21 protein-coding genes are annotated in these 21546 nt (G+C 61.8%); 13 read left to right on the top strand and 8 right to left on the bottom strand.

The annotated features are described in order from the left end of the window. Positions 1–11: 11 nt before the first annotated feature. The 3 genes from CO657_RS05820 to CO657_RS05810 all read right to left on the bottom strand — a co-directional run bounded on the left by CO657_RS05820 (position 12) and on the right by CO657_RS05810 (position 4109). Entirely contained in the window at positions 12–2216 is a 2205-nt protein-coding gene (locus tag CO657_RS05820; protein ID WP_054181815.1) for an RNA degradosome polyphosphate kinase, read from the bottom strand. A gap of 62 nt (positions 2217–2278) precedes the next feature. Next, entirely contained in the window at positions 2279–2992 is a 714-nt protein-coding gene (hdaA, locus tag CO657_RS05815) for a DnaA regulatory inactivator HdaA (protein WP_054181814.1), read from the bottom strand. Then, positions 2985–4109, bottom strand: coding sequence for an AI-2E family transporter (locus CO657_RS05810; protein WP_003587459.1), 1125 nt, complete (start codon positions 4107–4109; stop codon positions 2985–2987). Before CO657_RS05810 ends, hdaA begins: the two co-directional genes overlap by 8 nt. A gap of 244 nt (positions 4110–4353) precedes the next feature. Between CO657_RS05810 and purM the strand changes: the two genes are divergently transcribed. Together purM and purN are read left to right on the top strand one after the other, a co-directional pair. After that, complete coding sequence (gene purM, locus CO657_RS05805) at positions 4354–5427, top strand: phosphoribosylformylglycinamidine cyclo-ligase (RefSeq protein ID WP_054181813.1); 1074 nt, start codon at positions 4354–4356, stop codon at positions 5425–5427. Further along, positions 5424–6095, top strand: coding sequence for a phosphoribosylglycinamide formyltransferase (gene purN / locus CO657_RS05800; RefSeq protein ID WP_054181812.1), 672 nt, complete (start codon positions 5424–5426; stop codon positions 6093–6095). The genes purM and purN overlap by 4 nt, the downstream gene beginning before the upstream one ends. Here purN and CO657_RS05795 read toward each other — a convergent pair. Further along, a complete protein-coding gene (locus CO657_RS05795) occupies positions 6092–7261 on the bottom strand; it encodes an alpha-D-ribose 1-methylphosphonate 5-triphosphate diphosphatase (RefSeq protein ID WP_054181811.1) in 1170 nt (389 codons plus the stop codon). The two genes, purN and CO657_RS05795, sit on opposite strands and share 4 nt — an antisense overlap. Before the next feature lie 230 nt (positions 7262–7491). Here CO657_RS05795 and CO657_RS05790 point away from each other — a divergent pair, with 230 nt between their 5' ends. After that, entirely contained in the window at positions 7492–8112 is a 621-nt protein-coding gene (locus CO657_RS05790; protein ID WP_179610834.1) for a PadR family transcriptional regulator, read from the top strand. A gap of 4 nt (positions 8113–8116) precedes the next feature. Continuing rightward, complete coding sequence (locus CO657_RS05785; protein WP_054181810.1) at positions 8117–9415, top strand: FAD-dependent oxidoreductase; 1299 nt, start codon at positions 8117–8119, stop codon at positions 9413–9415. A 69-nt stretch (positions 9416–9484) separates the two neighbouring features. On the opposite strand, the gene CO657_RS05780 is transcribed toward CO657_RS05785, so the two are convergent. Further along, positions 9485–10075, bottom strand: coding sequence for an NUDIX domain-containing protein (locus CO657_RS05780; RefSeq protein ID WP_054181809.1), 591 nt, complete (start codon positions 10073–10075; stop codon positions 9485–9487). After that, entirely contained in the window at positions 10072–12276 is a 2205-nt protein-coding gene (locus CO657_RS05775; RefSeq protein WP_054181808.1) for a molybdopterin-containing oxidoreductase family protein, read from the bottom strand. Before CO657_RS05775 ends, CO657_RS05780 begins: the two co-directional genes overlap by 4 nt. A 16-nt stretch (positions 12277–12292) precedes the next feature. Here CO657_RS05775 and CO657_RS05770 point away from each other — a divergent pair, with 16 nt between their 5' ends. After that, on the top strand, positions 12293–13165 hold the full coding sequence (locus tag CO657_RS05770) for a 23S rRNA (adenine(2030)-N(6))-methyltransferase RlmJ (protein ID WP_054181807.1): 873 nt from the start codon (positions 12293–12295) through the stop codon (positions 13163–13165). A gap of 53 nt (positions 13166–13218) precedes the next feature. Further along, positions 13219–13815 carry a glutathione S-transferase family protein gene (locus CO657_RS05765; protein WP_054181806.1) on the top strand — a complete coding sequence of 199 codons (597 nt, stop codon included), beginning with the start codon at positions 13219–13221 and terminating at the stop codon, positions 13813–13815. A gap of 197 nt (positions 13816–14012) precedes the next feature. On the opposite strand, the gene CO657_RS05760 is transcribed toward CO657_RS05765, so the two are convergent. Beyond that, the gene (locus tag CO657_RS05760) at positions 14013–14648 is read right to left on the bottom strand and encodes an outer membrane protein (RefSeq protein ID WP_003587470.1); all 636 of its coding nucleotides are present in this window, start codon (positions 14646–14648) and stop codon (positions 14013–14015) included. 365 nt (positions 14649–15013) lie between these two features. Here CO657_RS05760 and CO657_RS05755 point away from each other — a divergent pair, with 365 nt between their 5' ends. The 5 genes from CO657_RS05755 (at position 15014) to CO657_RS05735 (ending at position 19521) form a co-directional block, all read left to right on the top strand. Beyond that, entirely contained in the window at positions 15014–15781 is a 768-nt protein-coding gene (locus tag CO657_RS05755) for an SDR family oxidoreductase (RefSeq protein WP_054181805.1), read from the top strand. After that, on the top strand, positions 15778–17820 hold the full coding sequence (gene uvrC / locus CO657_RS05750; RefSeq protein WP_054181804.1) for an excinuclease ABC subunit UvrC: 2043 nt from the start codon (positions 15778–15780) through the stop codon (positions 17818–17820). Before CO657_RS05755 ends, uvrC begins: the two co-directional genes overlap by 4 nt. Before the next feature lie 204 nt (positions 17821–18024). Next, the gene (gene pgsA, locus CO657_RS05745) at positions 18025–18615 is read left to right on the top strand and encodes a CDP-diacylglycerol--glycerol-3-phosphate 3-phosphatidyltransferase (RefSeq protein ID WP_003587473.1); all 591 of its coding nucleotides are present in this window, start codon (positions 18025–18027) and stop codon (positions 18613–18615) included. After that, the gene (gene moaD / locus CO657_RS05740; protein WP_054181803.1) at positions 18612–18866 is read left to right on the top strand and encodes a molybdopterin converting factor subunit 1; all 255 of its coding nucleotides are present in this window, start codon (positions 18612–18614) and stop codon (positions 18864–18866) included. Before pgsA ends, moaD begins: the two co-directional genes overlap by 4 nt. Positions 18867–19059: 193 nt before the next feature. Then, entirely contained in the window at positions 19060–19521 is a 462-nt protein-coding gene (locus CO657_RS05735) for a molybdenum cofactor biosynthesis protein MoaE (protein ID WP_054181802.1), read from the top strand. 1 nt (position 19522) lies between these two features. Here CO657_RS05735 and CO657_RS05730 read toward each other — a convergent pair whose 3' ends face one another. Continuing rightward, complete coding sequence (locus CO657_RS05730) at positions 19523–20419, bottom strand: branched-chain amino acid ABC transporter permease (protein WP_012557184.1); 897 nt, start codon at positions 20417–20419, stop codon at positions 19523–19525. Between the two features lie 64 nt (positions 20420–20483). Between CO657_RS05730 and CO657_RS05725 the strand changes: the two genes are divergently transcribed. Both CO657_RS05725 and CO657_RS05720 read left to right on the top strand, forming a co-directional pair. Then, positions 20484–21029, top strand: a complete 546-nt coding sequence (locus CO657_RS05725; protein ID WP_012557183.1) for a CGNR zinc finger domain-containing protein — start codon at positions 20484–20486, stop codon at positions 21027–21029. After that, positions 21026–21529: a hypothetical protein gene (locus CO657_RS05720; protein ID WP_003587480.1), complete on the top strand. Its 504-nt coding sequence runs from the start codon at positions 21026–21028 to the stop codon at positions 21527–21529. Before CO657_RS05725 ends, CO657_RS05720 begins: the two co-directional genes overlap by 4 nt. Positions 21530–21546 lie beyond the last annotated feature (17 nt).

Genomic DNA, 21546 nt, shown 5'->3' with positions numbered 1-21546 from the left:
TAGGTCCAGTTTTACTTGTTGTTGCGGCCTTCGAGGAGGCCGGCGATCAGTTTCGGCGCGCTGGACTTCAGAGCTTCACCACGGCCCGACAGGCTCGGATTGGTCATGAAATACTGCTGCGCATTGAACGGTTCTTCGCCTCTGCGCACTTCCATGCGCCGCGACGTACCGTCGGGCAATATCTCGTAGCTTTGTTGATTGTCAATCACGTTGCCGAGCATAATCTGGGACAAAACCTGCTCGTGAACGGTGGGGTTCGTCAGCGGAACCATGGTTTCGACGCGGCGGTCGAGATTTCGCGGCATCATGTCGGCCGAACCGATATAAACCAGCGCCTTGTCGGACGGCAGGCCATGGCCGTTGCCGAAGCAGAAGATGCGGCTGTGCTCGAGGAAGCGGCCGATGATCGACTTGACGCGGATCTTCTCCGAGAGACCGGGCACCTGCGGACGCAGGCAGCAGATGCCGCGCACGACAAGATCGATCTCGACGCCGGCATGGCTGGCGCGATAGAGCGCGTCGATGATGTCGGGATCGACAAGCGAATTCATCTTCATCCAGATCGCCGCCGGTGATCCGTTGCGGGCATGCTGAATCTCTTCCTCGATGTGGCGCAGGATACGCGGGCGCATCGTATAGGGCGAGATGGCGAGCTGCATGCCCTGTTCCGGCTCGCCGTAGCCGGTGATGAAATTGAAGATGTTCGCCATGTCGTGGGCGATGACCGGATTGCAGGTGAAATAGGAGAGATCGGTATAGATCTTCGCGGTGATCGGGTGGTAGTTGCCGGTTCCAAGGTGGCAATAAGTCCGGAGCTTGCCCTCCTCGCGGCGGACGACCATCGACATCTTGGCGTGGGTCTTGAGCTCGATGAAGCCGAAGACGACCTGCACGCCGGCGCGCTCGAGATCGCGCGCCCAGCGGATGTTCGCCTCTTCGTCGAAGCGGGCCTTGAGCTCGACCAGCGCCGTCACCGACTTGCCGGCTTCGGCGGCGTCGACCAGCGCACGCACAATCGGGCTGTCGTTGGAGGTGCGGTAAAGCGTCTGCTTTATCGCCAGGACGTCAGGATCGCGCGCAGCCTGGAGAAGAAACTGGACCACCACGTCGAAAGATTCATAGGGGTGATGAACCACCATGTCCTTTTCGCGGATGGCGGCGAAGCAGTCACCGGCATGTTCGCGGACGCGCTCGGGAAATCGCGCATTGTAGGACGGAAACCTGAGATCGTCGCGCGGCGCCTTGGTGATCTCCGACAGGGTGTTCAAGGCCAGAAGCCCCGGCAGAACGGCGACGCGATTATCGGGGATATTCAGCGCCTGGACGACGAACTGACGCAGCGAGGCCGGCATTTCCGAGTCGGTCTCGATGCGGATGACCTTGCCGCGGCGCCGCCGCTTCAGCGCCGTTTCGAAGAAGCGGACGAGATCTTCGGCCTCTTCTTCGACTTCGATATCGCTGTCGCGGATGACGCGGAAGGTACCGGAGCCTTGCACCTCGTAACCCGGGTAGAGCCGGTGGATGAAGATGTTGGCGACATCCTCGAGCGTGATGTAGCGGATGGTGTTTCCATCATCCGGCAGACGAACGAAGCGGTCGAGCGCCGGCGGCAGGCGCAAGAGCGCCGTCATCGGCTCGCGGCCGTTCTTGCTGACAAGCTGCAGGCCGATCGAGAAGCCGAGGTTCGGAATGAACGGGAACGGATGGGCCGGATCGATCGACAGCGGCGTCAGAACCGGAAAGATCGCCTGTTCGAATTCGGTCGCCAGCCACTGGCGGTCGGCATCGCTCAAGGCGCCGGGGCGCACGATCAGGATGTCTTCCTTGGCGAGATATTGCTGCAGCACGGCAAGCGAGGCCTGCTGCTCCATCTGCAGATGGTCGATCTCCTGCAGGATCGAATCGAGCTGCTCGGCCGGCGTCTTGCCGTCGGGGCTGCGGATGGCGATGTTCTGGCGCACCTGGCCTTCGAGGCCGGCGACACGCACCATGAAGAATTCATCGAGGTTGGCGGCAGAGATCGACAGGAAGCGCACGCGCTCGAGCAGCGGATGCTCGGTATTGAGGGTTTCTTCCAGGACACGGCGGTTGAACTGCAGCCAGGAGAATTCTCGGTTGATGAAGCGCTCGGGGCTCTTGAGCAGCTCTTCCAGCGGGGGCGTGTTGTCGTTGGTTTCCGGAGTGAGTTCCTGATGTTCTGCGACTGCGCTATCCATGGTCTACCCCGTTCTCAATCGCCGAAGGCAATTATATCAGTTTCACGACGGAACTGTGACAGTCAATCGGCCGACTCCGAATTTCCCAATTCATTCAATACTTCAGCAGCAAGAGACCGGGTGATCTTCGTGCCCCGCGACAGGGCCAGCCGGTCAAGCCTTTCGACGATCGTCTGGGCCGCATTCAGCGACCGCTCCATCCGGTTGACGATATAGAGCACGAGTTTGTCATCTATATAAAGCTGGCGGTCGGCGAACAGCTTGACGATGACCTGCGACAACAGCGCCTCGTCGGGTTCGCCGATCTCGACGACGGTCGCAGCCTTCAGGCGCGAGCGCAGATCCGGCAGCAAAACCGGCCAGGAGATCGGCCAGAGACGGCTGGTCATCAACAGGCTGGTGCCGTTTTCGCGCACGCTGTTGATGACATGGAAGAGCGCATTGTCGTCGAAGCCGAGGCGGTCGGCATCCTCGAACAAAACCGGGCCGGCGGCGGCAGTAATTGCCGCGTCCGAGCCCAGCTCGGGATGGATGTCGGCGGCGCCGCTCAACTCCCGCCAGATGCGGGCGAGATGCGATTTTCCCGAACCGACCGGGCCGGCGAGCACGACGACCGGCGACGGCCATGCCGGCCACGCATCGACGATCGACACCGCGGCAGCGAGGCGCTCCGAAATCAGGAGATCGTCACGGCTGCTTGCGGCATCGTGCGAAAAGACCAGTGGCAGCTGCTCTCCGGCCTTGCGCTTCGGATCAGCGTTCTTCACGTCATTCATTGGGAACTGATTTCGTCTTCCGGGCGCGGCCGCCTGACGACCCGCCAAAATAAAGATCGCTCTGAAGGTAACGTGAAAGCGCGAAACGAACAAGGACGCCGACGGCAGCCGCCGCCGGCACGGCGACCAAAAGCCCGACGAAACCGAAGAGCGCGCCAAAGGCAAACAGCGCAAACATCAGCCAGACCGGATGCAGCCCGACGCTGGAGCCGACGAGCTTCGGCTGCAGGATGTTGCCTTCCAGGAACTGGCCGCTGAAGAAGACGGCGAGCACCAGGCCGATCCAGGGATAATCCGGCCAGAACTGGACGATCGCCACGCCGACGGCGAGAACGAGGCCGACCAGCGAGCCGACATAGGGAATGAAACTGATCATGCCGGCGAAGAGCCCGATCAGCAGGCCGAAATTCAGACCGACGAGAGACAGGCCGGCGGCATAATAAATGCCGAGGATGAGGCAGAGCGAGCCCTGGCCGCGGATGAAGCCGGCAATCGCTTGATCGATCTCGCTGGCGATCTGGCGGACGTCGCTGATATAATCGCGCGGGATCCACTGATCGACCTTGGCGACCATGCGGTCCCAATCGAGCAGGATATAGAAGGCGACGACGGGGGTGACGACGAGCAACGATATGACGTCGACGATCGCCTTGCCGGAATTCCAGATCTGCGCGAAGAGCCCGGTCAAGAAGCCCATGCCTTCGGAAAGGATGCCGGAGAAATTGTCCTTGAGCGTGCCAGCCTGGCTCCTGATCCAGTCCGGCAGCAGCGAGTTTTTCGAATTGTCGATGAACTGCTGCAGCTGGCTGATATAACCCGGCAGCCGCTCGGCGAAATCGTTGAACTGGCTGACGAGCACGGGAATGAGGATCATCAGCGCCAGGGCGAAGGTGATGACGAAGGCGATCAGGATGCCGACCGTCGCCATCATGCGGCTCAGGCCCAGGCGTTCCAGCCGATCGGCGACCGGATCGAGGAAATAGGCGATCGCCATGCCGGCGATGAAGGGCAGCAGGATCGAGCTGAAGACATAGAGAAAGACGATGAAGAAGACGAGCACGGCCAGCCAGAAGAAAATCTGACGCTTGAGACTGTTGCCGCTGACTTGCTGTGGCATCGCTTCCCCGCTGATCGCTTTCCGCCGCCAAACGCCGCATCCGAACGACGCGGCCATTCAGCACATAGGATGCAGGCGCAAAGATGGTCAACCCTGTCGCGCCAAATCCCGGAAAGGCTCGGGAAAGACGCGGGAAATTGGGGGCTTTTGCCATGCGGCGCTTGCATAAAGGCCCCTGTCATGCAATTGCGACCGGCAGATGACGCGGCGCGTCTGCCGCCTGAAATAGCCATCGGAGACCAGCATGAGCCAGTCTGGGAAAAACGGCCTGACCTACAGCGACGCGGGCGTCGACATCGATGCCGGCAACCTCCTCGTCGAGAAGATCAAACCAGCGGTGCGCTCGACCCGCCGCCCCGGCGCCGATGGCGAGATCGGCGGCTTCGGCGGGCTTTTCGATCTGAAGGCCGCCGGCTTTACCGACCCGGTTCTGGTTGCCGCCAACGACGGCGTCGGCACCAAGCTGAAGATCGCCATCGACGCCGATTATCACGACACGGTCGGCATCGACCTCGTTGCGATGTGCGTCAACGATCTCGTCGTCCAGGGCGCCGAGCCGCTGTTCTTCCTCGATTATTTCGCCACTGGCAAGCTCGATCCCGACCAGGGCGCGGCGATCGTCGGCGGCATTGCCGCCGGCTGCCGGCAGGCCGGCTGCGCGCTGATCGGCGGCGAGACGGCCGAAATGCCCGGCATGTATTCCTCCGGCGACTATGATCTCGCCGGTTTTTCCGTCGGCGCTGCCGAACGCGGCAAGCTGCTGCCCTCCGGCGATATCGCCGAGGGCGACGTGATCCTCGGGCTTGCCTCCTCCGGCGTGCATTCCAACGGTTTCTCGCTGGTGCGCAAGATCGTCGAACTCTCCGGCCTCGGCTGGGATGCGCCGGCGCCATTTTCCGAAGGCAAGAAGCTCGGCGAAGCCCTGCTCGAGCCGACGCGCATCTATGTGAAGCCGCTTCTGAAGGCGATCCGCGAGACCGGCGCCATCAAGGCGCTGGCCCACATCACCGGCGGCGGCTTCCCGGAAAACATCCCGCGCGTGCTGCCGAAGCATCTGGCGGCCGAGATCGATCTTGCCGCCGTCAAGGCTCCGCCGGTGTTTTCGTGGCTCGCCAGGACGGGCGGCGTCGAAACCAAGGAGATGCTGCGCACCTTCAACTGCGGCGTCGGCATGATCGCCGTCGTCGCTAGCGAAAATGTCGCGGCCGTTTCCGCAGCCCTCGAAGCCGAGGGCGAGACCGTCGTCACGCTCGGCCGCATGATCGCCCGCGACGAGGGTGCCGCCGGCACGGTCTATAAGGGCACGCTTGCCATATGAGCGCGAAGCGCAAACGCGTCGTCGTCCTGATCTCCGGCGGCGGCTCCAACATGATGGCGCTGGTTACGGCGGCCAAGGCGGCCGACTACCCGGCCGAGATCGTCGGGGTGATCTCCGACAAGGCGGATGCCGGCGGGCTTGCCAAGGCGGCGGCTGAAGGCATCGCTACCTTCACCTTCCCTCGCAAGGACTATCCCAGCAAGGACGCGCATGAGGCGGCGATCTTTTCCGCACTCGATGAGCTTTCCCCCGACATCCTCTGCCTCGCCGGCTACATGCGGCTGCTGACCGCGACCTTCATCCAGCGTTATGAAGGCCGGATGCTCAACATCCACCCTTCCCTGCTGCCGCTGTTTCCCGGTCTGCATACCCATCAGCGCGCGATCGACGCCGGCATGCGGATCGCCGGCTGCACCGTGCATTTCGTCACCGAAGGCATGGACGAAGGACCGGTGATCGGCCAGGCGGCCGTCCCAATCCTTTCCGGTGACACGGCCGAAAGCCTCGCCGCGCGCGTGCTCACCGTCGAACACCAGATCTACCCGCAGGCGCTGCAGCTCTTTGCCGAAGGCCGCGTGACAATGGAAGGCGGCAAAGCCGTCGGCGCTATGGCTTCGACCACCGCGCCCAAAGCTCAGCTGATCTCGCTGATCGGCGATCGCGCTTAGGCCGCCAGCGCCCGCAACGGGTGCAGCGTGCCGTCGCTGTAGACGAAGCGGCCGGCGCGGAAGGTGGCGCGGATGCGGTTGATGTCGCCCGGTTCGACCGCCACCAGATCGGCGCGCTGGCCGATGGCGATTTCGCCGCGGTCAGAGAGGCCGGCGGAGCGGGCGGCGTTGCCGGTCGCCATGGCGACGGCTGAGGGCAGACCGCCTTCCACCATGTCGGCGAGTTTGAAGATGCCGGGCACGAAGGCGGCGGGGTGATAATCGGCGGCGATGACGCTGAGGAGACCGGACCTGGCGGCATCGAGGGCGCTGAGATTGCCCGACATCGACTGGCCGCGTAGCGCGTTCGGCGCGCCCATGAGCGTCCAGAGACCGCGGCGGCGGGCCTCTTCCGCGGCGGGTGCGGTGACCGGAAACTCGCTGATGGTGACGCCGAGATCATGCATCTCGGCAACTTTCTCGACGCTGTCATCATCATGCGAGGCAAGCGACAGCTTGTGCTTCAGCGACAGCGCGACGATCTCTTTCAGCTTGGCTTCGATGTCGGGGTTGTTTCGCATGGCGATGCGCTTGGCGACGATCTCGGCGGCCATTTCCTCGGAGATGGCGCGGCGCTCGGAAATGCTGAGAATGTAGCTTTGCAGATTGTTGTACTGGCCCTGGCCCGGCGTGTGGTCGGTGAGCGAAACCATGTCGATCTGATCGGCATTCAGCAGGCGCTCGAGCGCGGGAGCGGCGCCGACATTGGTGATTTCGTAGCGGGCGTGGACGCGGTGGTCGATCAGCAGATTGTCGCGCAGGCGGTTGATGCCCTCGATCACCGCCGAGGTCGTCTCCAACGAGCGGACGTGGCCATAGACGCTTTCGGTGGCGAAGGAGACGGCGGCAAAGGCCGTGGTGACACCGGCGGCAGCAAGCTTCTTGTCGAGTTCGTGGATGCCGAAATCGATCGGCATCGTCGCGTTCGGGCGTGGCGCGATCTCGCGCTCGATCATATCGCCGTGGAGATCGACGAATCCGGGCATCAGCAGCCGGCCGCCGCCATCGATGGCAGCCCCGGCGACCGGCTCCGGCCTGATCTCGGCGATGGCGCCGTCCTCAACACGCACGGAACCTTCACTCACCACCTCGTTTGGGAGAACGAGGGTGAAATTGCTGAGCCACATGGGCTTTCTCCTGACCGCATCGATGATTGACAGACCGCAGCGGATAAAACCGCTTCGTGACAGTCGTATGAAATTCAAAGCGCGCTCACCTTAAAGCGGAAACTTGCGCTTTGGAAATGGTCAGATGCACCGCCTCACGAATTCACTACGTCGATCTATTCCAGCATCGATCCAAGAGCTCCAACGTCAATCAATTGACTAGTCATAATATAACTATTATAGTTATGACTATGACCTCGATCAAACGTTCTCCAGTCGCGCTCGCTGTCCTCGCAATGCTCATGGAAGAGCCCCTGCATCCTTACCGAATGCAGCGGCTCATCAAGGAGCGCGGCAAGGACGAGGTGATCAATGTCATGCAGAGGGCAAGCCTTTATCAAACAATCCAGCGGCTCGAACGCGAAGCTTTGATTGCCCAGCAAAAAACAGTCCGGGACGACAAGCGTCCCGAGCGGACCGTGTATGAGATAACGGAGAAGGGCCGCCACGTCGCGCTGGAATGGATGCGGGCGATCTTGTCGACCTTGACGCGGGAATATCCGGAATTCCCCGCAGCCGTGTCGTTTCTTCCTCTGCTTACGCCTGAGGATGTGGCGAGCCAGCTTGAACTCAGAGCAAAAGCCATCGAGTCGGAGCTTCGACGAATCGACGAAGCTTTGCAGGAAGCGCAGGCCGTTCCAAGGCTCTTTCTTCTTGAGATGGAATATGCCCGAGCGCTTCACGCAACCGAATTGTCATGGGTCAATAGCATTGTCGAGGACCTCAGCGCCCAGCGCATCACCTGGACGGACGAGTGGCTGAGGCAGATCGCCGCGAAGTTCTCCATCGATCCGAAACTTGACGAGGGCTAACACCATGAAGGTTTTGATTATCGGCGCCGGGACTGGCGGTTTGGCGCTCGCGCATCTGCTTAAGCAGGCTGGCGTTTGCATTGCCGTGTATGAGCGCGACCTCGCGCCGAACGCCAATACCGGCGGTTATCGCGTCGGCATCAGCCCGGCTGGAAGCCGAGCGCTGAAAGCCTGCATCCCCAGCGAGCTCTACGATCTCTATGTCGCCACCTGCGCCAGGTCGCCGCGCTATTTCAACATGCTCACCGAACAATTGGGCGAAGTGCTGAGCTTCGATATCGATGATGCAGGCCCGAATGCTCTCGACGGTGAAAAGAACGTCATTCGAAAGACCTTGAGGCGGGTTCTACTCAGGGGACTTGAAGACGACGTCTTCTTCGGGAAGACGCTTCAAAGTTACGCAAACAACGCCGATGGGTCGGTCACCGCCTGCTTTCAGGATGGAAGCCTGGCAACGGGAGATGTCCTGGTGGGGGCTGACGGCACGAGTTCGACTGTACGCAAGCAACGTCTGCCGGAAGCGCGTCTGGAAGACACGGGAATCTTATCGCTCGGGGGCAAAATTCCCATGACGGTGGAGACGAAAGCTCTGCTGTCGGACAAAATGTTCCAAGGCATGTCGCTGATCATGGCGCCGATGGGCTTCGGCGCGATCATTCACTCGCTGGAGTTCGCCGACACGAGAAGCGATCCTGGTTTTGCTGCTTGTTGGCCGGATTTCGTCGAGGCACTCGACGAGGACAGCATCGGCTGGGGCATATGGGGTGCGCGGCAGAATTGGCCGCGGGATCCGACCGGCCTCAGCGGCGAACAATTGAGGGACCTCGGCCTGGAGCTCACCCGGGACTGGCACCCGCACATGCGTGCTCTCATTCGCATGACGGAGCCCTCGACGATCCATGATGTCAAGATGAGGACCTCTGTCCCACTGACGCCCTGGACGAGTTCGAATGTCACTCTGCTCGGTGACGCCGTCCATACGATGACACCCGGACGAGGCGCGGGCGCCAATACAGCGCTTCGCGATGCCGCTCTGCTTGGACGCATGCTTGTTGAAGCGGATCAAGGGCGAAAGCCGCTCGTCGAAGCCATACATGCCTACGAAGTCGAGATGCTTCGCTATAGTACCGAAGCCGTCCAAGAATCGAAAAGGCAGCTGGATGCCAGCGATCTGGCTCATCGGCCGGTCGTCGGCAGGCTTCAGCTGGCCGCCACGCGCGGCGTCATGCGCGTCATCAATGCGGTACCTGCACTGAAGCAGCGCGCCTTTCGGCAGATGATGCGAGTTCGCGGGGAAAACTAAACCGGTCGCGGATCAGGTTTATCCGCCCGCGTGGCAACGAGACGAACCAGATCTCGATCGCCTTACCCGCTATCGAAGTTTACTCCGGTTCAACAAGGCCCATTGCAGCAGCGTGATCGTCTTGGCGTCGAAGATCTCGCCGTTTTCGATCATTTGGGCGGCTTCGTCGAGCGGGACTTCGAGAACCTCGATATCCTCGTGCTCCTCGTCCAGCCCGCCGCCTTCCGCCACGCGGTCGGCGATGTCGATCAGCGAGACGAAGAAGTGGACGACTTCGGTGATGGCGCCGGGCGAGGTGTAGCATTTGAACAGGAAGCGCGCATCGCGGAGGTGATAACCGGTTTCCTCCATCGCCTCGCGGCGGATCGCCTGTTCGGGATGATCGTCATCGAGAAGGCCGGCCGGCACCTCGATCATCCAGGCGGGATCGCCTTTGATATGGACGGCAAGGCGAAACTGGCGGACGAGAATGACGAGATCGCGTTTCGGATCATAAAGCAGTATGCAGGCGGCGGGCGTGCGGTGGTAGACCTCCCGCTTCAAGCGCTGGGTCGCGCCCTTGCGGTCGATATAATCGAGCAGGTAGCTGCTCAACCGCGTCCAGCCATTCGACAGCGTTTCCTCGCCGACGATCTTCACCCGTGATTTCGGTTGCATCATGCTGCGTCCTTGCGAAGCCAGACCTTGTTGTCGTGCACGGCCGCCCCGCCATAGGGCGCGACCGGGTCGGCGCCGGTGAGGACGTTGATACCCTCGCCGTCGATATGCGCCTTATTCGGCCAGAGGCCTTCGGCGATCAACACGCCAGGCTTCACTTCGGTGGTGATGCGGGCATGGATGCGCAGATCGCCGCGGCTGTTGCCGATGCGGACGAGATCGCCATGGGCGATGCCCATGGCTTCGGCGTCGGCCGGATTGATCATCACCTCGGGGCGGCCCTCCTTCTGACGCGACGTCTTGGTCTCGGAGAAGCTCGAATTCAGGAAGTTGCGGGCGGGCGAGGTGGCGAGGCGGAAGGGATGGTCGGGATCGGCGACTTCGATGACGTCGACCTGATCGGGGAATACAGGAAGCTCGGCGTGCGGCCCGAGCGCGCCGACCGCCGCCGGCGGCTTGTTCGGCGCCGGCTGATTTATCCAATCCGGGCGGAAATGGAATTTGCCGTCAGGATGGGCAAAGCCGTTCAGGAAATGCGCCTCCTCGAAACCCGGCTGGCGATCGAACCATTTGTGTTCGAGGAAATGGTCGTAATCCGGCAGGCCGCTCGATTCCAGCACGCGGTCGACCATCTCGCGGGCCGTGAAGCCGAAGCCGGATCGATCGGCGACGCCGAGGCGTTTGGCCAATTCCTCGATGACGAAGAGATTGGTGCGCACGGTCGGCGGCGGCTCGACCAGCTTCGGCCCGAGCAGGATATGGTTCTGGCCGCCGGCCCGGTAGATGTCGTCATGCTCGACGAACATCGTCGCAGGAATGACGATATCGGCAATGTCGGCCGTTTCGGTCATGAACTGCTCGTGCACGGCGACGAAGAGGTCGTCGCGGGCAAAGCCGCGTTTGACGAGGCGCTGTTCGGGGGCGATGTTTGCCGGATTGGTGTTCTGGATCAGCATCGCCGTCACCGGGCCGCGATGGCGCAGCGCCACCGCGTCACCGGTCAGCACCCGGCCGATCTGCGACTGATCGAGCATGCGGATATCGGCATCCTTCATCGACCGACCGGTCAGTTCCGCATTGTTCATGCGAAAGATATCGCTGTTCGAATGGAAGGCGCCGCCGCCTTCATATTGCCAGGAGCCTAGAACGGTGGCGACCGAGGCGGCCGCATGCATGGCGACCGCGCCGTTGCGCTGGCGGGTGAAGCCGTAGCCGAGGCGGAAGAAGGTCTTCCTCGTCGTGCCGACGAGGCGGGCGAAGGCTTCGATCTCCGCGACCGTAAGGCCGGTGATATCGGCCGCCCATTGCGGCGTCTTCGCCCTCAGATGCGCTTCGAGGCCAGCGGGATCGTCGGCATATCGCGCCATATAGTCACGGTCTGCATGGCCGTCGCGGAAGGCGATGTGCATGACGGCGCAGGCAAGTGCGGCGTCCGTGCCCGGCTTGACGATCAAGGCCATGTCAGCCTGCTTCATCGTCGGGTTGTCGTAGATATCGATGACGACGATCTTGGCGCCGCGCTCCTTGCGCGACTTGATGGCGTGGGTCATCACGTTGACCTGGGTCGACACCGCATTGGTGCCCCAGATGACGACGCAATCGGTGCGGCCCATCTCGCGCGGATCGGGACCGCGCAGCGTGCCGGTCGCCACGGTGAAGCCGGTCCAGGCCGGGTTGGTGCAGATCGACGAGAAGAAGCCGGAATAACGCTTGGCATGGCGCAGGCGATCGATCGAATCACGCTGCACCCAGCCCATGGTGCCGGCGTAGAAATAGGGCCAGATCGCCTCGCTGCCGTCCTTTGCCTCGGCCCTCACGAAGGCTTCGGCGATCTCATCCAGCGCATCGTCCCAGGAAATCTGCTGCCACTGCCCTGCCCCCTTGGCGCCGGCGCGGCGCAAGGGATGCATCAGGCGGTCGGGATGGTAGAGCCGCTCGGCATAGCGGGCGACCTTGGCGCAGATGACGCCGGAGGTGTAGGAATGATCGTTCGCGCCGCGCACGCGACCGATGCGGCCGTCCTCCGCGATCTCGACCTCCAGCGCGCAGGTCGAGGGACAGTCGTGCGGACAGGCCGTGTGGCCCACCCTGGTGTCCGGCTTCGGGGATTTGGCGTGGATGGGGGTCGCAATGTTCATGGCATTTGTATATTCCAAGCCTTGCACGGCCAAAAGCCACAAAACTTTCCCATGACGCGAATTCATACGGGCATCAGCGAAAATGAACTACCGCCACATCTACCATGCGGGCAATTTTGCCGATGTGCTGAAACATGCCGTGCTGGCGCGGCTGATCCGCTACATGCAGAAAAAGGATGGGGCCTTCCGCGTGCTCGACACGCATGCCGGCATCGGCCTCTACGACCTTTCCTCCGAAGAAGCGCAGAAAACCGGCGAATGGCTTGATGGCATCGGCAAGCTGATGGAGGCCGATCTTGGGACTCAGGTTTCCGAACTGCTGGAGCCCTACCTTACAGCCATCCGCGAACTCAACCCTGAGGGCGGCATCCGCTTCTATCCCGGATCGCCGAAGCTGGCGCGCCTGCTGTTCCGGCAGCAGGACCGTTTGTCGGCGATGGAACTGCATCCCGACGACTTCGCCCGCCTGCACCGGCTGTTCGAGGGCGATCACCATGCCCGCATCACCGAGCTCGACGGCTGGCTGGCGCTCGGCGCACATCTGCCGCCGAAGGAGAAGCGCGGCATCGTGCTCGTCGATCCGCCCTTCGAGGAAGAGGACGAATATCAGCGGCTGGCCGAAGGGCTGGAAAAGGCCTATCGCCGCTTTCCCGGCGGTACCTATTGCCTTTGGTATCCGCTGAAGAAGGGCGCGCCGATCAAGGAATTCCACGAGAGGCTGCAGGCGCTCGACATTCCGAAAATGCTCTGCGCCGAACTTTCCGTCCGCAGCGACCGCGGCATCACCGGATTGACGGGTTCAGGCCTCGTCATCGTCAACCCGCCCTTCACCCTGAAGGACGAGCTGCACCAGTTGCTGCCGGCGCTGAAGGACCATCTGGCGCAGGACCGTTTCGCCTCGCACCGCGCTTTCTGGCTGCGCGGCGAGACCAAGACGGTCAAGGACGACGATTGACCGGACAACCCGGTTCGGGAATAGTCCGCGCAGTTCCACAAATCAGGTGTTGCATGAAGCTTCTTTGGTCGCCCCCCTCACCCTATTCCAGCAAGGTGCGGATGGCCGCACACTTCCTGGATCTCGAGTTGAACGCCATCCGGGTCGATACCAACACCGCGCCGGCGATCCTGGTGGAGAATAACCCGCTCGGCAAGATCCCGACGCTGCTGACCGATGACGGCGCCTCGGTCTTCGACAGCGTGGCGATCATGCATTATTTCGACCGGCTGGCGAAGGGCAAGCTCTATCCTTCGAAGAAGGGCAAACGCACGGATGCGGAGGTCCTCGAGTCGCTCTGCGACGGTATCTGCGACTGCCTGCTGGTGATCATGTACGAGCGGCGTTTTCGCGACGAGGAAAAGATCCACCAGCCCTGGATCGACCGGCAATGGAAGAAGGCGACCAGCGGGCTTGCACATCTCAGCGCCAATCCGCCGAAGTCGGGCAAGAAGCTCAACGGCGGGCATTTTGCCCTGGCTGCCACGCTCGGCTATCTCGATCTGCGCTTCAAGGGGCAGTGGGAAGCCGATCACGCGCCGCTGATCGACTGGCTGGCGTGGTTCGAAAAGAAATTTCCCGCCTATCAAGAGCTCAAGACCAACACATAGTCGGAAGCTGGGGCGGAGCGCCTGCTAACAACGAGCAGACAGTAAAAAGCCGGGCGATATGCCCGGCTTTTTCATGCTTAGACTGTTGTGTCCGGCTAAAGCGCGTCGCATTAAACTTGATTCATGCGACGCGCTTTAGCTCTTTGTTTATGCATGTCGTTCTCCCGGAACCGCTGCACACTTCCGGGCGACATGCATTAGAACTTGACGCCGATACCGAGCTTGACGCTGTTCTCGTCGTAACCGCGCGAGAAGCTGCCGGAGTCGAGGTCGTAATCCTTGCTCTGGTAGTCGGTGTAGCGATATTCCAGGCGCGTCGTGATGTTGTTGGTCACGAAAGCTTCGACGCCGGCGCCGACCGTATAGCCGTAGTTCGTCTTGCTTTCGTCCGAGGTGCCGTCGGAAACCTTGACGTTGCCGAGGGCAAGACCGGCCGTGCCGTAGAGTAGGAAGGGGTTCATGTCGTAGCCGACGCGGCCACGGACGGAGCCGTTCCAGCCATACTTGTTCTTAACGCCGCCCGAGGAAACGTCGTCGCCGCTGTAGCCGAGGTCGGATTCAACGCCGTAAACGATCTGGCCCTGCTGCCAGTTGTAGCCGGTGAAGACCTGGCCGCCGAAACCGTAGGTGTGGCGGTCGGAACCGAAGTCACCCATGTTGTAGGTGCCGGCGCCGCCGAGATAGAAGCCTTCCCAGCTGCCAGCCGGCTTGACCGGGGCTTCCTGGGCGACCGGTGCTTCCGGAATCTGGTCGACGGCATCGGCCGCCTGAGCTGCCGAGATGCCGGCAATTGCAAAAACGGAGGCCATGAGGCCAGCAATGAGTACACGCATACTTAGTCTCCTTTCAGTCCCGCGCCGCTGATCATCTGTCTATCAGTGAAGCATTGGCGGGATATTGCCAGATGTCCCTTCCGGATCGAGACTGAAATTGGAACTCAAATGCGGATTTGAAAGAGCCAAATTGTGATATCATTGTGGCTGCCGCATGGCCGAAATTCGATGTTGCTTGCCTGCAACATACATTTCATTAACCCTACTGAAGAGTTAAACTGAAAATACTTATTTTAGGAAATCGCATTCTTAAATAATACATAGAATATCCGGCCCTCGGATGCAACCGCAACAGCCTATTTATATAATCTCCGCCCGCGCCTATATAGTCGCCAGACAGACTCGCGGGATTAGAAGGCAGGATTTTGAACCACAAAAGACTTCGCTCGGCCCTTGTAACAGGGGCTGCTAAAAGAATAGGCCGGGCAATCGCCGAAGACCTTGCTGCAAATGGCTTTTCCGTTGTCATTCACGCCAACGGCTCCCTCAGTGAAGCCGAAGAGCTGGTGGCGGAATTGCGGCAGAAGGGATATCGGGCGATCGCGCTCAAGGCCGACCTTACGGATATCGGCGAAACCGGCGAGCTCGTAAAAAGAGCGTCGGAAGACCTCGGTCCGCTCGACCTGCTCGTCAACAATGCCTCCATCTTCCGCGAGGATTCGGCCCGCAGTTTCGATGCGCAGGCATGGGCGCAGCATTTCGACGTCCATGTGCGGGCGCCGTCGATCCTTGCCGCAGCCTTTGCCGAACAGCTGCCCGACGATGCGACCGGGCTGATCGTCAACATCATCGACCAGCGGGTCTGGGCGCTCAATCCCGGCTTCTATTCCTACACGCTTTCCAAAGCCGCACTCTGGACGGCGACGCAGACGATGGCGCAGACCTTTGCGCCGAGGCTGCGCGTCAACGCCATCGGCCCCGGCCCGACGGTGCGCAGCGCGCGGCAATCGGAAGAGGACTTCCAGGCTCAGATCGACGGGCTTATCATGAAGGCGGGGCCGGGATTCGGCGAGTTCGGACAGACGATTCGCTTTCTCTTCGACACGCCCTCGATCACCGGCCAGATGATTGCCCTCGATGGCGGCCAGCACCTCGCCTGGCAGACGCCCGATGTGGCGGAGATTACGGAATGAATGGACGAAAGCTGCCGGATGGCGGCGTTCTCTACGACGATACGGATGAGAGCGAAGACGAGATCGAGGTGGAAGGCGACCTTTCCACTGCTGCCCCGCTTGCGACTGCGGTCGACTGGAACGCCGGGAGCCTCAACGAGACCGGCCTCATCGGCGCCGAGCTGATCGGCGAATTCGTCAAGCGGCTGCCGAACAGCCCCGGCGTCTACCGCATGTTCAATGCCGAGGGCGACGTGCTCTATGTCGGCAAGGCGCGCAGCCTGAAGAAGCGCGTCGGCAACTACGCCGTCGGCCGCGTGCATTCCAACCGCATCGCCCAGATGGTGCGCCAGACTGCGAATATGGAATTCGTGACGACGCGCACGGAAACCGAAGCGCTTCTCCTGGAAGCGAATCTGATCAAGCGCTTGCGGCCGCGCTTTAACGTGCTGCTGCGCGACGACAAGTCCTTTCCCTATATCCTCATCACCGGGGATCACCGGGCGCCGGCCATTTTCAAGCATCGCGGCGCGCGAGCCAGAAAGGGTGATTACTTCGGGCCCTTCGCTTCGGCCGGCGCGGTCGGGCGGACGATCAATTCGCTGCAGCGCGCCTTCCTGATCCGCACCTGCACCGACAGCGTCTTCGAAACACGCACGCGTCCCTGCCTGCTCTATCAGATCAAGCGCTGTTCCGGGCCGTGCACCCATGAGGTCAGCGACGGGGGTTACGGCGAACTGGTGCAGGAGGCGAAGGATTTCCTCTCCGGCAAGAGCCAGAAGGTGAAGTCGCACATGGCCGAAGCCATGAACCAGGCGGCCGAGGACCTCGATTTCGAGCGGGCGGCAATCTATCGCGACCGCCTGGCGGCACTTTCGCATGTGCAGAGCCACCAGGGCATCAATCCGGCCGGCGTCGAAGAGGCGGATGTTTTCGCCATCCATCACGAAGGCGGCGTCTCCTGCATCCAGGTGTTCTTCTTCCGCACCGGCCAGAACTGGGGCAACCGCGCCTATTTCCCCAAGGCCGATCCGCAGCTTTCCGGCGCCGAAGTGCTGAATGCCTTCCTCGCGCAGTTCTACGACGACAAGCCGGTGCCGAAGCAGATCATGCTGTCGGAAACGATCGAAGAGATGGAGCTGCTTGCCGCAGCGCTCAGCGAAAAGGCCGGCCACAAGGTTGCGATCCTTGTGCCGCGGCGCGGTGAGAAACGCGATCTCGTCGACCATGTCGTCGGCAATGCGCGCGAGGCGCATGGGCGAAAGCTTGCCGAAACGGCGTCGCAGTCGCGGCTGCTGGAAGGCTTCAAGGACACGTTCGGGCTTGCCTATGCGCCGCAGCGCATCGAGATCTACGACAACTCGCATATCATGGGCACCAATGCCGTCGGCGGCATGGTGGTCGCGGGGCCGGAAGGTTTCGTCAAGAACCAGTACCGCAAGTTCAACATCAAATCGACCGACATCACCCCCGGCGACGACTTCGGCATGATGAAGGAGGTGATGACGCGGCGTTTCTCGCGGCTGATCAAGGAAGAAGGCATTCCCGACCGGACGGCGCAGGCAACCGCAGCCGACGCCGCCGACATGCCGTTTCCGACCTGGCCCGACGTGATCCTCATCGACGGCGGCCAGGGGCAGATGACGGCGGTGCGCGCCATCCTCACCGAACTCGGCATCACCGACAGTGTGACGGCGATCGGCATCGCCAAGGGTGTCGACCGCGATGCCGGGCGCGAGCGCTTCTTTCCGCCAGGACGCGAGAGCTTTACCCTGCCGCCGCGCGATCCGGTGCTCTATTTCGTCCAGCGCATGCGCGACGAGGCGCATCGTTTCGCGATCGGCTCTCACCGGGCCCGCCGCAAGAAGGAAATGGTCAAGAACCCGCTCGACGAGATCGGCGGCATCGGCCCATCGCGCAAACGCGCGCTGCTTCAGCATTTCGGCACGGCAAAAGCGGTTTCGCGCGCCGCACTCTCCGACCTGATGGCGGTGGAAGGCATTTCGGAAGCCGTCGCCAAGCAGGTCTACAACCATTTCCACGACGACGCCGCGAAATAACCGGCGCCCGTCGCAAATTCCACGCAAAGGCAGTGAAAAGACAGAAAGAATGTTGACGGTCCGCGGTCAAAGCCGTCATCTACCGCATCGGCCCGAAAATCGGACTCGATATCAGAAAAGCCCGATGCGTCGATTCAAAGTGTTACAGCGTCCTGAAAAGACGCGCGGCGCTGCAGCGGCGCATCAAGTCAGAGAAACGATCCCATGGCATCGCGTGCGTACAGCATCCCCAACCTCCTGACCTACGGCCGTATCCTCGCGGTACCGCTGATCGTTCTCTGCTTCTTCATCGAGGGCAGGCTGTCGATCAGTAACACGGCGCGCTGGGTGGCGCTGTGGATCTTCGTCATCGCCTCGATCACCGATTTCCTCGACGGCTATCTCGCGCGCATCTGGAATCAGACCTCGAATATCGGCCGCATGCTCGATCCGATCGCCGACAAGCTGCTGGTCGCCTCGATCCTGCTCCTGGTCGCGGCCGACCAAACGATTGCCGGCTGGTCGATCTGGGCGGCGATCACCATTCTCTGCCGCGAGATCCTGGTGTCCGGCTTGCGCGAATATCTGGCGGCGCTGAAAGTCAGCGTGCCGGTGACGCGGATCGCCAAGTGGAAGACGACGCTGCAACTCGTCGCCATCGCCTTCCTGCTCGCCGGACCTGCCGGCGACGAGATTTTCCCCTATACGACGCAGACCGGCATCGCGCTGCTGTGGATTGCCGCACTGCTGACCATCTATACAGGCTATGATTATTTCCGTGCCGGGCTGAAACATATCGTGGATGACGAGGAATGACGCGGCTTGTCTATTTCGCATGGGTGCGCGAGCGCATCGGCAAAGGCGAGGAGGAGATCGACCTCCCCTCCTCCGTCGTTACCGTGACCGATCTTCTGAATCATTTGAAGACGCTGGGCGAAGAATATGAGTCCGCACTTCAATATCCCGACGTGATCCGCGTGGCGCTCGACATGGAGCATGTCGAGCATGACGAGCCGATAGCAGGCGCGCTGGAGATCGGGATATTTCCGCCGATGACGGGGGGGTGAGCGAGATGAGGGCGGGCGCGGCATGTTCCCCCTTCTCCCCTCGGGGAGAAGGTGCCCGAAGGGCGGATGAGGGGGCCGCTGGGAACAACGCTGCCCTTCGCTTGCGCTCAGTGCGTTCGCGGCTTTTGCCGCTCACCCCCCTCATCTGTCCTTCGGACATCTTCTCCCCGCTGGGGAGAAGGGGGAGGTTGCATTGACCCTCCCCCCCACCATCCGCGTTCAACGCGAAGACTTCGACCTTCAAGCCGAAGTCGACGGCCTCTCTAAAAACAACCCCGGCGTCGGCGCCATTGTCACCTTCTCCGGCCTCTGCCGCGACGACGGTGGCACGCTGGCAGCGCTCGAACTCGAACATTACCCCGGCATGGCCGAAGCCGAGATGACCCGCATCGGCGAACTCGCCATCGAACGCTTCGGGCTGCTCGGCCTCACCGCCATCCACCGCTACGGCAAGATCGCCGTGGGCGAAAATATCGTCCTCGTCGTCGCGGCCGCGCCGCATCGGCAGGCGGCATTCGACGGCGCCAATTTTGTCATGGACTTCCTGAAGACCGCAGCCCCCTTCTGGAAGAAGGAGCACGGTCGGGATGGCGCCGAGGGCGACTGGGTCGCGGCGAAAGACGCCGACGACGCGGCGCGCGACAAGTGGAAATAGGCTAAAGCACCACCCGCTCCCTGCGGCTCATGACCAAGAGCAGGACGAGCAGCGAAAAGATGACGAAATCGCGCCAGACGAAGGGGCCATAGGCGCCCCATAGGGTTTCGACGACGGCGAGGCAGGCAGCGCCGCCGGCCGAGCGCAGCGGATCGGAATAGCCGCCGACAGCCGCAATCAGCAGCACCTTCAGCCCGAACATCAGGCCGGCGCCGAAATCCATCGAGCCGTAATAGAATGTCGCGAGGATGCCGCAGATCGTGGCGACGAGGCTAGCTGCCGCATAAGCGACGAGAAAGACGCGGTCGGCGCTGGTGCCGCAGAGTTCGGCGGCCAACGGATCATCGGTGACGGCGCGCCAGATGCGGCCCCAGGCGGTGCGCCTGAGGATCAGAGCCCCGATCGCGACGACGGCTGCCATCAGCGCCGTGTCGATCAGCTGGATATAGGTGAGCGTCACCTTGAACGGGCCATCGTTCCAGAAGACGACCGTGTCGTTCAGAAACGGCGGCAGCCAGATGGCGCGGGTATTGGCGGCAAGCCGGGCGGTTTCCATCAGCACGATCATGATCCCGAGGGCGGCGACGATCACCGTATTCGGAGATTTGCTGACCAGCGGCAGCATGATCGAACGGCCGATCCATAGGCCCGCCGCCAGCGAATAGGCGATGGCAGCGCAGGCGCCGACGGCAAGGGCCGCCGGCAGCACCAGCCAGAAGCGGTTGAAGGCAAGCTCAGTGAACAGCAGCAGGATCTGGCCGGAAAAAGCGAAGATCGCCCCATAGGTGATGTCGGCCCGCTTCGTCACGCCGAAGGCGACGGCATAACCAAAGGCGAGTGCGGCATAAAGGGCGGCGAGCGGAACCGCATTCGCCAGCTGCTGCAGAAGATAAGCCATTCCATGCACTCCGCGTCGTCAAATTATAACTGGTAAAATTCATTTCACCAGTTATAATTTCATCATGAGCTTTTCCTGGACCCCTCACCGCTTTGCCGGCGGCGCACTGGCGCTCGATGTCGCCAACAGCGTCGTGCTGCGCCACGATGCAACGCGGCGGATCGACCGCTTCGCGGTTCGGGACCAGATGCAGGACTTTCCGCGCGCCGCCGCCGAATTCTGCGCCGAACGGGCTCTCTTCGGCGATATCGCGCCGGTGGCGGCGGAAAACGAGACGGATTTCCTCGCGCTGCGGGAAGCGATCGACCGCTATTTCCGTAAGCGTATACTGGATGGCGGCGACGACCAATTGCTGGCCGGACTGCTGGAGGCGCTGGCAAAAGTGCTGCGTGAGGCAAGCCCCGGCAGCGTGGCCGCGGCCACCGCCCATTCGGTGCTGCGGCTGGTCGCCATGCCGGATCCGGAGCGGATGAAGATTTGCGGCAATTGCGGCTGGCTGTTCATCGATCGCAGCAAGAACAGGAGCCGCGCCTGGTGCGACATGGCGGTCTGCGGCAACCGCGCCAAGGCGAACCGGCACTACCGCCGCAAAAAGGAGGAGACGCCATGAGAAAACACCTGATCATAACGGCGGCAGCGGCCAGCCTTCTGCTGTCTGCCTGCCAGCGCCAGGCCGAAAATCTCGTCGAGGTCACCGGCCATCTCTTCGTCTTCAACTATCGCGTGGCGAGTGCCACCTATCTGCTGACGCTGAAGAAGACAGGCCCCATTCCCGATGGCTCGGTCATCATCGCCGAATTCGAAAATCCTCAAGGCGGCGATCCGCTGGTGCTGAACCAGAAAATCTATCCGATCGACGACAAGATCGCGCTGCAGAGCCAAAACCTGCATTGCGTGCGCAAGGACCGTCCCTATTCCGTGAGCCTCCGGCTGGTCGACAAGGACGGCAAGGTGCTGCAGGAATTAAAGACGCAATTCCGATCCGACCTGGACCAGACCGTGCTGCCGAGTAAGCCGCTTGTCGTCGGTGCGCTTTATGACAAGAACCCCGAGGTCTTCAAGCCGGACGGCAGCGTCGATTTCTCGAACACCGACAAATGCCCGGCATGACGAACGTCCGGGCATAG

Origin of the sequence: Rhizobium acidisoli, from assembly GCF_002531755.2 — a bacterium.
Lineage (GTDB): Bacteria > Pseudomonadota > Alphaproteobacteria > Rhizobiales > Rhizobiaceae > Rhizobium > Rhizobium acidisoli.
Note: the sequence above shows the minus strand (reverse complement) of the source record. Positions and strands in the feature narration are given on the sequence as shown.